This window comes from Coleofasciculus sp. G2-EDA-02 (assembly GCF_040226375.1).
GTDB lineage: Bacteria > Cyanobacteriota > Cyanobacteriia > Cyanobacteriales > Coleofasciculaceae > Coleofasciculus.
This window is the reverse complement of record NZ_JAVKEW010000074.1, coordinates 1-11921: the sequence shown is the minus strand read 5'-3', so window position 1 is coordinate 11921 and position 11921 is coordinate 1. Positions and strand designations below refer to the sequence as shown.

General features: G+C 46.8%; 9 protein-coding genes. 5 read left to right on the top strand and 4 right to left on the bottom strand.

Translation table 11 applies throughout. From position 1 onward, the window contains the following. Window positions 1-511 precede the first annotated feature (511 nt). The 3 genes from RLO19_RS07885 to RLO19_RS07875 all read right to left on the bottom strand — a co-directional run bounded on the left by RLO19_RS07885 (window position 512) and on the right by RLO19_RS07875 (window position 3005). Window positions 512-883 carry a hypothetical protein gene (locus RLO19_RS07885; RefSeq protein ID WP_446355328.1) on the bottom strand — a complete coding sequence of 124 codons (372 nt, stop codon included), beginning with the start codon at window positions 881-883 and terminating at the stop codon, window positions 512-514. Window positions 884-991: 108 nt separating this feature from the next. Then, entirely contained in the window at window positions 992-1738 is a 747-nt protein-coding gene (locus RLO19_RS07880; protein WP_446355327.1) for a hypothetical protein, read from the bottom strand. Window positions 1739-1865: 127 nt separating this feature from the next. Further along, window positions 1866-3005, bottom strand: coding sequence for an RNA-guided endonuclease InsQ/TnpB family protein (locus RLO19_RS07875; protein WP_446355325.1), 1140 nt, complete (start codon window positions 3003-3005; stop codon window positions 1866-1868). Window positions 3006-3411: 406 nt separating this feature from the next. Here RLO19_RS07875 and RLO19_RS07870 point away from each other — a divergent pair, with 406 nt between their 5' ends. The 4 genes from RLO19_RS07870 to RLO19_RS07855 all read left to right on the top strand — a co-directional run bounded on the left by RLO19_RS07870 (window position 3412) and on the right by RLO19_RS07855 (window position 10417). Next, window positions 3412-4275, top strand: a complete 864-nt coding sequence (locus tag RLO19_RS07870) for a Tab2 family RNA-binding protein (RefSeq protein ID WP_446355323.1) — start codon at window positions 3412-3414, stop codon at window positions 4273-4275. 68 nt (window positions 4276-4343) lie between these two features. Then, window positions 4344-5672 carry a TldD/PmbA family protein gene (locus tag RLO19_RS07865; RefSeq protein WP_446355321.1) on the top strand — a complete coding sequence of 443 codons (1329 nt, stop codon included), beginning with the start codon at window positions 4344-4346 and terminating at the stop codon, window positions 5670-5672. An 81-nt stretch (window positions 5673-5753) separates the two neighbouring features. Beyond that, the gene (locus tag RLO19_RS07860; RefSeq protein ID WP_446355330.1) at window positions 5754-8396 is read left to right on the top strand and encodes a chloride channel protein; all 2643 of its coding nucleotides are present in this window, start codon (window positions 5754-5756) and stop codon (window positions 8394-8396) included. Window positions 8397-9088: 692 nt separating this feature from the next. Beyond that, on the top strand, window positions 9089-10417 hold the full coding sequence (locus RLO19_RS07855; protein WP_446355319.1) for an ATP-binding protein: 1329 nt from the start codon (window positions 9089-9091) through the stop codon (window positions 10415-10417). Between the two features lie 311 nt (window positions 10418-10728). Here the strand turns inward: RLO19_RS07855 and RLO19_RS07850 are convergent, their stop codons facing one another. Next, on the bottom strand, window positions 10729-11280 hold the full coding sequence (locus tag RLO19_RS07850; RefSeq protein ID WP_446355317.1) for a transposase: 552 nt from the start codon (window positions 11278-11280) through the stop codon (window positions 10729-10731). Between the two features lie 136 nt (window positions 11281-11416). On the opposite strand from RLO19_RS07850, the gene RLO19_RS07845 reads away from it, so the two are divergent. After that, on the top strand, window positions 11417-11542 hold the full coding sequence (locus tag RLO19_RS07845; RefSeq protein ID WP_446355315.1) for a hypothetical protein: 126 nt from the start codon (window positions 11417-11419) through the stop codon (window positions 11540-11542). Window positions 11543-11921 lie beyond the last annotated feature (379 nt).

Genomic DNA, 11921 nt, shown 5'->3' with positions numbered 1-11921 from the left:
AGTTACGCCTGGGGATGAGATGACCCGCTGCTTAGAAGAGGAAACTCCAAAAAGCAAGGTTGCTCGTAGAGCCAGGAAGACTCGTCAGTGATGATGGGAATCCCCACCCTCAGCTTTTAGCAGGGTGGGGAGGATGTCAATAAACATTCTGCCTTAATCTAGCCGTTAGCAGTTTTCAATGATTGGCAAAATTGTCTTTTCCTGTTCCCTGTTATCTGTTCCCTCTGACTGAAGAGAATGGGCTAGCACTATTGAGAATATAGGAACACTTCTCACCGTACTAGCCCAGATTGGTTGTTTGTGTTGGAGATGTTTCTTAATTGTGTTCTGTTTTTAACGACTATGACATCGGCAATAGTGAGCAAATAATTTTGCGCTACTTTGCGGATGTCACTTGAGAAGAATCGGATCTAAACACCATAAGATCCATGATGCCTTTTTTGGCGTTTTAGGATATGGGGTTCCATTTAAAATTAGATACACCCATCCCAACAGTATAACGAGTTGCAAATTATTCACTGAGCGGCACTTGTAACTTGAGTCTTTGAACATCCCCCTCTTCACCCACAGCCGGAAATAGGTCAAGGGGATCGCCAGAGTTGAGGGTATCTCCGACTACAATTCGTAGGCGAGAGTTGATGGCAAAGCCTGAATCTGTAGAATTCACTCCCGCTTCATCTTGAGCAATGGGCGAGTTGGTATTGAAGAAAGAGCGGTAATCATTGGATAAACTACGACGTTCTACAGTCCGTAGGGATTCACCAGATAACGTAACTGAATTTTGATTAGAACTAAACGGCGCGTCAGACTGAGCTTGGGTAAGGGGGGCTAAGCCAAAGACCGCAGCGGTGATACCTAAAACAATAAGTGTGTGGCGTCTCATGAGCGCTCTCCCTGGTTTTATAGTGTTGGAAACTTGCTACTGTTGAGACCAATCATACTTTTTAGCATAGCAAGAATTGCCCTTGGCTAATCAATCGAGTTTCAGCTACTAACCTCTGCCTTCATCATCAAATTCAAATCCCCAATCTTCATCCTCATCCTCAGGTTCCTCTTGTGGTGGGGGTTGACGATAGGGTGGGGTAATTACTCGATAGTTAGCATCATACACTGCCTCAGATTTGCCAATCCCCGACTTAGACTGATTTGATTCTCGGTAACTGTAGGAATAAACAGAGTCGGGTTGAGATGGGCGGCGGGGTTCTTGAGTGGCTTCGTAACCCCTACTTGGGCGCTCTGTTTCCTCTGATACCTCTTCCTCCTGCTCACTCTCAAACTCATCCCAGTCAAACTCGTCATCTGTGGATGTTGCAGGTTCTCCTTCAAAGTTCCATTCTGGAGCAATAGATTGATCCCAATCCGAACCTGAAGCAGAGGACGAGGGTTCTGGAGGTGGTTCTGGAGGTGGCGGGGGAGGTGGAATTTCCGGTTCAGAGTTCTCCTGTTCAGGTTCCTCCTGCTCAAACTCGGCTTCCTTTCGCCAGCGATTTGGAGGCGATGCTTGGGCGGCGCGATCAAACCTGTGAGCCCTCCTGGGTCGAAAACTGAGCAATTGTAAGACTAAACTGGTGAGTATGCCGAGTGCGATCGCCAGTCCTATCCATACCGTCAGAGGCAATGCAACGGTTTGCATTCCCAAAAACACGACAGACAAGACGGGGGCTGACAAATTTGACAAAACAAATATAGCCAGTCCGCCTCCAACCACGCATAAGAGTACAATTCGATTGACAGGCATGATCACTCACAGTTATAGATCCAGCTTTACCTGCTACATAAAACTAATACAATTCCCGACATAACCGGACATTGATGTTTACTTACTGCTTCTACCAGGGCTGTCGGCAGCTTCCTGTCCACAGTCGTTAAGTTCCGAGCCAGCCGCCCGTACTTTTTCTTTTGGTGCCTTTTCGCTTGTTAACTGCCGCGTTGAAATCCCGGCACTTAACAGCACCGCACCCAAGACAGTGAAATACCCTATCGCTCAACTTCATCGGTTGTATGTGTCCACAGTCTGAACACATCTTCGATGAAGGAAACCATCGGTCTACCAATTCCACCACTGTGCCAAACATCGATTGTTTGTAGGTGAGTTGACGCCGAAATTCATAAAAGCCTAAATTGCCAATCGCATCGGCTAACTTTGAATTAGCCATCATCCCGGACACATTTAAATCTTCTATCCGAATGTGATGATAGTTTCGACTGATAGAAGTGGTTAACTTCTGTAGGAAATCACGTCGAATATTGGTAATTCGGTTATGCAATCGGGCAACTCGTTTGTAGAACTTCTTGGCGTTATTTGACGCGGGTATTCCCTGTTTAGAATTTCCTAGTTGTTTATGGCGGTTACGCCATTGTATTTTCGCTAGCTTGATTTTCGCTTGCTTTATCGATTCGGGTGCTTCTACTGTTGTTCCATCGCTGAATGTGGCAAAGGTTTTCACTCCCAAGTCGATACCAACTTTCTCTACAGCCTGAGAGCTAACAGGTCGTTTATCAGCCCGGATAGCAAAGGACACATACCATTTAGAGGCAACACGAGACAGTGTAAACGTCTGCGTCGCACAGGTAAAGGGTACGGGTTCAGCTAACCTAAACGTCCCTAGGGTCGGGATTTTTATCCTCCGATCTGACCCCACTGTTACTGGTCCGTTGGATGAATCCACTGTGAATGACGCTTGAGCTTTTTTGCGCTTGAATTTCGGGAAGTTTCCCAACCCTTTAAAAAAGCGAATCAAGGCGTTTTTCAGGGCAATCAAGGCGTTTTGATAAACACGAGAGGAGAGCTGATTCATCCAAGCGAACTCGGGCTTTGTCTTTGTGAAGTTGGTGAGAACTTTACGGATTGCCGAAATCTTCTTAGTCACACCTCCCTTGATATCCATCACCTGCTGGTATAGCGCCAGTCCATAGTTATAGACAAACCGGGAAAAGCCGGCGTGTTGCGCCATCAAGGTTTGTTCAATGTTATTGAGTTTTAGTTCCAGCTTGATGGCATACATAGTAGGTAAGACCCAAGGGTAGCAACCCCAGTCCATTGACTCTCTCTGAAATCATGTTAATTTATTTGGGCAACAAAGAGCGAGTGCTTCAAAAAATGTCATATAATGTCGGAAAATGTCAGTAAAATTATTGTCCTAGGTCATCCTCTAACTTACCGCTTTCTTTGCATCTGATCCCTCATCCTGAGTGGGGTGTGGAGTGTAGAATGTGGGGTTTAGGGTTTACAGCAGTAGCTCAAATACTGAGTTTTACCGAGAATTGACCTGTACAGGGATGAGATCGCGTCCGTGGTAGGTTCCTTATGTATTGGCGCGATACATCACAGATAGTTCCTTGGGAGTACGTCCCGGAGCGGATCACTAACCCGTATTATTAGAAGAGGGGTTAGATTATAACAGTCTTGGCATGACGATTATTTGGGAACTCGATTTCTATTCGCGTCCAATTTTGGACGACAATCAGAAGAAAGTCTGGGAAGTCTTAATTTGTAAGAGTCCTTTAAACATCCATCCATCCTCAGACGACATATTTCAGTACGCGCAGTTTTGTTCCAACCAGCAGGTCAACTCCTTATGGTTACGGCAATCTATAGAAGAGGCGATCGCGCAAGCGGGACAAAAACCCAAAAAAATTCGCTTTTTCCGGCGTCAGATGAGCAACATGATTAGTATTGCCTGCCAAGAGTTAGGCATTCCGGCGATCGCGAGTCGTCGGACTTATACCCTAGATCGTTGGCTCCAGGAGCGGATACAGGATGTTTATCCCCATCAACCCGGATATCAGTCCTCAGCCGCCGCGTCTTCCTTTGTGCGCTACCAACCTCAGGTTCCCCAACCCTTACCCGACGCCATCCAAGGACAAAAATGGGCATTGGTGAGCTTGGAAGCCGGAGCATTTGCTGAAATGGAAGAGTGGGACATTGACTTTGGCGAAGCCTTTCCCCTGTCAATGATGAAACTCGCTCCAGATACGCGCATTCCCGGCATAATTATTTTCTCTGATCGCGCCAAAGCCTTAGCCGCTTGGATGTCTGGCTTAGAACTGGCGTTTGTTAAATTTCAGGGAGGCGTCACCCCTAAGTTATTACTGGAAACGGGTGCTAGTGATAGCTGGATTTTAGCTAACCTAACCGATACCCAAACCCTAGCGGAAGCTCAAGGATTTGAATCTGCCAAAGAAAACGCCCAGTTCGTACATTTTCTCGCTGTGCAGTCAACGCCAACCTCAGAAACCTTTGCCGGATTTTGGTTGTTGCAAGAGTTAAAGTAGCGCTTACTGGGTTAGGGGTTCACCACCATAAGCCGGAAATATAAACAGAATAATTAACTCTAAACATTATGGAGTCTCCAAATTTGTCACCCGCCCTCTTGAGCGAGCAACTCTTAGATCTGGCACTCAAAGCCGGAGCCAAGGATGCTGAAGTCTATCAGTCGCGATCGCTGTCTCGACCTGTATTATTTGAAGCGAATCGCCTCAAGCGGCTAGAAAGTAGTCAATCAGAAGGGGTGGCGCTACGTTTATGGAAAGATGGACGTCCAGGATTGGCGGTTGCTTATGGTGGGGTGAATCCCCAGGATTTAGTGGATCGAGCTATCGCCATTAGCGCCCTGAATGAATCGGAATCGGTGGAACTAACTCCAGGACGAACGGAAAGTTATCCTGACTTGGGCAAGTTCGTAGCGGCAGAAGAATTGGTCGTCATGGGCAAAGAAGCGATCGCACAAATTCGGGACGCCAATCCAGATGTCATCTGTACGGCGGAATTGGAATGTGAAGCAGAAACCACCCGTTTGATCAATTCTCAAGGCTTAGATTGCCACTACACCGACACCACACTTAACGGTTTTTTCTCCGTAGAATGGGTGCGTGGTGATGACTTTTTATGCGTATCTGATGGTCAAACTCAACGGGAGGAGCTTAACCCAAATAAGGTCGTACAAGCAATTCTGCAACGCTTAAACTGGGCGCAAACCAATGTTTATCCCCCCATCGGTCAAGTGCCAATCTTGCTCACAGCCAAAGCCGCAGATTTGCTCTGGGATACCGTACAAACCGCTTTGAATGGGAAGCAGGTTTGGGAAGGCGCTTCACCTTGGAGCGATCGCGTGGGTCAAGTGGTCAGTTCCCTCAATCTCACCCTCTCCCAACAACCGAATACAGGTCCATATAGCTGTCCTTTTGACGACGAAGGTACGCCCACTCGACCCCTACTATTAATTCGAGAAGGGCAATTGCAGCAGTTTTATTGCGATCGCACCATAGGGCGATTAATCGGAGGAGGCAGTACAGGCAATGGATTTCGCCCCAGTTTAGGTAGTTATCCGACCCCAGGCTTAGTCAATATTATGGTGCAACCGGGTAAAGGATCGCTGAGAGACTTGCTACGTCAACTCGATGATGGATTAGTGATCGACCAAATCCTCGGTGGTGGAGCTGGCATATCCGGTGACTTTTCTGTCAATGTTGATTTAGGATACCGCGTCTGCAACGGTATGATCATCGGTCGGGTGAAAGACACTATGGTCGCGGGTAACGTCTATACTGCCCTTAAGCAGATTATTGCCCTCGGTGAAGATGCGGATTGGAATGGTCCATGTTATACCCCATCCTTAATTTTAGAAGGACTCTCAGTCACCGCTTCCGAGCAAACCTCTATTCTGATTTAGCCCGTTAGGGGAGCAATGTAGAGACGTAGCATGCTACGTCTCTTAGCTGGGGGAGCTTGTATAGACCTAAGGCGTGGAACTATGGCGAGCAGGGGAGCAAACAAAGAACGCATAAATCCCATACGTCAATGGTTACTACCCAAGCGACGTTTGGCGATCGCAGAAGCCTGTTTAATTGGGGTGGTTTCTGCGCTATCCGCCGTGTTACTCCAACACAGCATTGGCTGGCTCGGTTCATGGCGCATTCATTTTTCTGAACAATTTCCGCCCTTTTTAGTTTTACCCGCCTTCGGACTGGTATTGGGAGCGCTGTCTGGATTCCTAGTCGAGTTCTTAGCACCCGATGCTTCAGGCAGCGGTATTCCTCAGATTAAAGCCGCACTTGGAGGGTATCCCATCGCTCTAGATTTGCGTGTAGCCCTAGTCAAACTCGTCAGTAGTATTTTCGCGATCGCGGGAGGACTAACCCTAGGACGCCAAGGACCCACTGTGCATATTGGCGCAGCGTTAGCGGCTCAGTTTAGCCGTTGGTTCCCCACCTCCCCAAGCCATCGACGACAGATCATTGCGGCGGGGTCAGCGGCGGGTTTAGCGGCGGGGTTTAATACCCCAATCGCGGGTATTTTGTTTGTGGTTGAGGAATTACTCCATGATTTTTCTGGGTTAACTCTAGGAACGGCGATTTTAGCCTCATTCATCGGTGCGGTGATTTCCCGGATTTTAGGGGGTCGTAGTCTTGAACTGAACCTGGAACTGAGTCAGACGACCAATAGTTTTTCCGCCCTGGAAATTCCTTTTTATTTGCTGCTGGGTCTTTTAGCGGGATTACTGGCAACATTATTTAATCGCGGGATTCTGTTTTCGTTGACGTTACAGCGCCGCTTTCATGTTTCTTTGGCGGTGAAAATGGGGCTAGCTGGATTAATCTGTGGTTGTGTGGTTTCTCTGTTACCATCAGATTTTCGCAATAATCGTGGGTTGCGAGAGTTGTTAATTACAGGCGCAGAAACTTGGCAATTCACTAGCCTCGCCTTGGTAATCTACTTTTTTCTCACTCTCATTTCTTACGGATCGGGCGCTCCTGGGGGTTTATTTCACCCCTCACTGGTTTTGGGTTCTGCTTTGGGTCATCTGGTGGGCGTCGCTAAGTTGTCTTTTTTGGGTTTTGGATCGCCGACGACTTACGCTTTGGTCGGGATGGGGGCATTTTTTAGTGCGGTATCCAAAGTTCCCATAACCGCGATCGTGATCATATTCGAGATTACGGCGGATTTCAATCTGGTTTTACCGTTAATGATCACCTGTGTGGTGTCTTACCTGATTGCCGATCAACTCTCCAAAGGTTCGCTTTATCAGCGTCTGTTGGAATGGAGGGGGTATATTTCCCCGACTGAAAAAGTAGACAAGGGTTCATTGACTGGGTTAACCGCAGCGGATTTGATGCAACGGCGGGTGGAAACCTTATCGCTGCAAATGAGCCTTGATGACGCTTTACAAACGGTGTCTTGCTCGACGCACCAAGGGTTTCCTGTGGTAGATGAGGGGACACTGGTGGGAATTATTAGTCAATCCGATATCACAAACGCCACCAAAATGCAAGGTAATCCCCCCCGCTGTGCTTTTCCCGGAACCACACCCTTAACGGATATTATGACGCCACACCCGATCACGGTTAAGCCGACGGCGAGTTTAGTGGATGTGCTGTATTTGCTTAACCGTTACCACCTCAGTCGTCTCCCAGTAACTGAAGGGCGTAAGTTATTAGGAATTATCACCCGCAGCGATATTATTCGGGCGGAATTAGATCAGCTAGATCGTAAGACAACTCAACCCGGCTCACAATTGACACCCTCTTGTGTGGTTTATCAAACCCGCGCCCCAGAAACTGGACGAGGACGGTTATTAGTTCCCATCGCCAATCCCCAAACTGCGCCGATTTTAGTCAGACTCGCCGCCGCCATTGCCCGCGATCGCGATTATGAATTGGAATGCTTACAGGTGATTATCGTCTCCCGCAACAATTCTCCAGCAGAAACTCCAGTAAAAACAGCAAAAATTCGTCGGTTATTACGTCAGGCAGAAAAGTGGGGACGAGATTGGAATATACCTGTTCACACTCAAATACGGGTGAGTCAGGATATTACTCAAGGGATTCTAGAAACCATTAAAGAACGACATATTAATCTGATTCTGATGGGGTGGAAAGGCTCAACCTCAAGCCCTGGGCGCATTTTTGGCGGGGTGGTGGATGGGGTGATTCGACAAGCGCCCTGTGATGTGATGGTGGTGAAATTCGGTGAGATGATGCATCCGCCTTATATCCCTCCCTTCTTTGGGCGTTGGTTGATTCCCCTCGCCGGGGGTCCCAATTCTCAACGCGCCTTGGAGTTTATTCCGGCGTTAGTTCCCTTATGTAGTAAGCCCTTAGATATTCAATTATGCCAAGTCTTTGATCCAGAAGATACGCTGATGAATACAACAGCTCTAGAAAAAGCCAGCAACTTTTTAAAGGGGCAAATGAAGGCTCGAATTCGCCAGATTCCCATTCGCGCCAGTGAGGTATCTGATGCTGTGGTTCATTTAGCCAATGACCAATTCTGTGATGTTGTGGTTTTAGGGGCAAGTCGGGAAGGGCTGTTACAGCAGGTGATTCAGGGGAATATTCCCGAAGCGATCGCGCGACGGGTTAAGAGTACAGTTATTTTAGTTCGCAGCGTGACATAATCTAGTACAATTCCTATTTTTTCCAGGGCAGCTTTGTCCCCATTTCAGTTAGCGCTGAGAAAACCAAATAGAGGATAAGACAGCTAACACCTGCCAAAAAAAGCACTAAATCATTATCCATTGCTACTATTTTAATATTTAAGGAAGGAAGGTTGTTATAGCAATCGCCATAGCGGTTAGGATGCATCATTTGGTTCCAGTTCCCAGAAAATCCCTGGTGTGACACTGAACGGCTGGGGAATCTCTTGACCAAACCAATATAATATCCTGATTTCGGCTAAGACGTCCAGAATATTGCATAGAAAACCGATGGAAGAGTGATCGCAATCTTCACACCGACGCGAGCAAGTTGTAGGAAAAAATGAATAAACGACGATTGAGTATCAGTCTGATCTTCCCTATTTTACTCCTTGAGGCAGCTCACAGTTTAGCTTATCCTGGAAACACAGCGACTCAAGCATTCGTATTTTCTAGACTTAGCCAGAGCACATCTCAAGTTAGATTCGCCACAAGAGAGTCCCCCTCATTTTTCCTTACAGCTAGGAAAGAGAAACCGAAAACCTGTCGGTGGGCGGGCTATTGTGACGACGAAGATAACGAAGATGAGAATAACGAGGATAATGAGACAGGTGCGATCGCGTGGCGAGATGCTATGTCTTTCAACGACAATAGAATAAGGATGATGAGGACTTATGGGACTAGATCTACCGAGATTTTATAAAGCGTGCAATCCAAGCAAACCCTTAACAGCGGGGGAAGTGGAAGATCAGAACTATTATATTGATTTTTCCCCCGTCAGAGGGAACCGAATTATTCAGTCACTGCGACGCACAATTGCCCTAATTTCACCAGATGAACCCACCTGCCAACTTTTTACGGGTCATATTGGCTGTGGTAAGTCTACTGAATTACTGCGACTCAAAGCTGAGTTAGAAGATCAGGGATACTATGTGGTTTACTTTGAGTCATCCCAAGACTTAGATATGGCGGATGTCGATATTACTGATATTCTCCTCAGTGTTGCTGGTCGAGTCAGTGAGAGTTTAGAAGCGATTAAAATTAAACTTCACCCCGGTTATTTTGCCAATCTTTTTAGTGAAATTGCCGACTTTCTCCAAACTCCGATTGAATTGAATGCCGAAGCAGAACTCTCGATTGGCATTGGTAAAATTACCGCCAAAACCAAAGAAAGCCCCAAACTCCGCCGCCGCTTACGGGAATATTTAGAACCCCGTACCAGTGGTATTTTAGAGTCGATTAACACCGAACTTTTAGGACGGGCAAACACCGAACTGCGGCGACGGGGAAAAGCGGGACTGGTAGTGATTGTCGATAATTTGGATCGGGTAGATAATCGTCCGCTTCCCTCGGAACGCTTACAACCCGAATACTTATTTATTGACCGAGGTGATCAATTACGGAAACTGAATTGCCACGTTGTTTATACGATTCCCCTATCGTTAACCTTTTCCAATGATGTCGAAATTCTGAAAAATCGATTAGGAGGTGGACTACCGCCGACTATTTTACCCATGGTTCCTGTGCGCGAACGGGATGGATCAGAATGTAAGGAAGGGATGGATTTGCTGCGACAAATGGTTTTAGTGAGAGCATTTCCTCATCATACTCCAGCACAACGATTCGCCTTACTTCCAGAAGTCTTTGATAATGCTGAAACCTTAGATCGTCTCTGTCAAATCAGCGGGGGTCATCTGCGGAATTTATTGGGACTTCTATTTGGCTGTTTGCGACAAATAGACCCCCCGATTTCGCGGGATTGTTTAGAAGGCGTGATTCGCGAAAGTCGGGATTATCTCACCTCATCCATTGATGATGAGGAGTGGGAATTATTATTTCAGGTGGTACAACAACAGACAGTGAAAGGAGACGTGGAATACACTACTTTACTCCGTAGCATGTTCGTCTATGAATACCGCGATCGCAACGGGAATTGGTTCTCTATCAATCCAGCTTTAGAAGAGACACAGAAGTTTCAAAATTGGTTGAGAGAAAACACCTAAAATGGTTGTTGCTGTAATCCTGGTTAACGGTAATTGTAGGGGCGGGTTTAGGAATTTAATGATCACACACACTTCCAACCCGACAACGAAACCCGCCCTCTTCCCCACCGCCAGAGGACGAAATCCCGCCTAATATTTCACGCGATCGCATCCCCATCATCCCCATCCTGTAGAGGCGGGTAATGGGATTCAATAATCACACACACCTCCAACCCGACAACGAAACGTTTTCGGTGACGCAGGGCGGGTTTTGTCGAAATGTTATGAGTTTTCCCATCAATTTTGTCCCTAAACCCGCCCCGACATCGGATTTATCTTCGATTCTTATGCAAGGCTAAATTTTTAATGGTTCCATCCCATTCTTGAGAACCACTAGGGTGCAATTCGTCCTCTTCCCAGGCTATAGGATTATTCTTAATGTATTCACGAATCTTAGTTAATGATTGTTCATCACGGATAATATGTTCATAATAGCCACGTTGCCACAGGGGGACACCCCTCTGGCGACGATTTTTATTAATGCGGCGTGCTGAAAAGGTTTTAAATCCCCGAATAATCTCTGGTAAGCCATGGTGTTTTTGATCAGTAGTATCTGCTGTCAATATAAGGATGCCATGGAGATGATTGGGCATAATCACAAATTCATCTAATTTTAGATGAGGATGATAGTGAAGCAAACTGTGCCAATAGAAATGGGTAAATTTACCCGAATCGCTTAACTGCATTTTTCTATCTATGATTTCACCTAACAGGGTTTGGCGTTGCCACGTACAAATGGTAATAAAATAGGCTCCCGGCTGTGTATAATCATAATCTTTAAGGCGGATTGAACGTCGATGATGTTGATCCGGATTGTATTTCATGATAAGATCGCACGAGGTTTTCCTTTGACAAAACGTGTAGGGGCGGGTAATGAAATTTAATGATCAGACACACCTCAAACAATACAACAAAACCCGCCCTATCCCCACCGCCAGATAACAAAACCTATCCTAATCCTTGACGCGATCGCATCCCCATCATCCCCATCCTGTAGGGGCGGGTTTAAGGATTAAATCATCAGACAACACCTCAAACCCGACAACGAAACCCGCCCTATCCCCACCGCCAGAGGACGAAATCTAATCTAATCCCCGGCGCGATCGCACGCCAATCATCCCCATCCTGTAGGGGCGGGTTTAGGAATTAAATCATCAGACAACACCTCAAACCAAACAACGAAACCCGCCCTATCCCCACCGCTAAACCACAACATCTATCCTAAAATTTCACGCGATCGCAACCCCATCATCCCCAACCAGTAGGGGCGGGTTTAAGGATTAAATCATCAGACAACACCCCCAACAAAACAACGAAACCCGCCCTATCCCCACCGCTAAACCACAACATCTATCCTAATATTTCACGCGATCGCATCCCAATCATCCCCATCCTGTAGGGGCGGGTTTATGTATTAAATCATCAGACAACACCCCCAACAAAACAACGAAACCCGCCCTATCCC

Bases quoted from the DNA above. Each gene is read 5' to 3' on its own strand.
- RLO19_RS07860 (WP_446355330.1), top strand. From the start codon at position 5,754: ATGGCGAGCAGGGGAGCAAACAAAGAACGCATAAATCCCATACGTCAA.
- RLO19_RS07875 (WP_446355325.1), bottom strand. From the start codon at position 3,005: ATGTATGCCATCAAGCTGGAACTAAAACTCAATAACATTGAACAAACC.
- RLO19_RS07850 (WP_446355317.1), bottom strand. From the start codon at position 11,280: ATGAAATACAATCCGGATCAACATCATCGACGTTCAATCCGCCTTAAA.
- RLO19_RS07885 (WP_446355328.1), bottom strand. From the start codon at position 883: ATGAGACGCCACACACTTATTGTTTTAGGTATCACCGCTGCGGTCTTT.
- RLO19_RS07880 (WP_446355327.1), bottom strand. From the start codon at position 1,738: ATGCCTGTCAATCGAATTGTACTCTTATGCGTGGTTGGAGGCGGACTG.
- RLO19_RS07855 (WP_446355319.1), top strand. From the start codon at position 9,089: ATGGGACTAGATCTACCGAGATTTTATAAAGCGTGCAATCCAAGCAAA.
- RLO19_RS07865 (WP_446355321.1), top strand. From the start codon at position 4,344: ATGGAGTCTCCAAATTTGTCACCCGCCCTCTTGAGCGAGCAACTCTTA.
- RLO19_RS07870 (WP_446355323.1), top strand. From the start codon at position 3,412: ATGACGATTATTTGGGAACTCGATTTCTATTCGCGTCCAATTTTGGAC.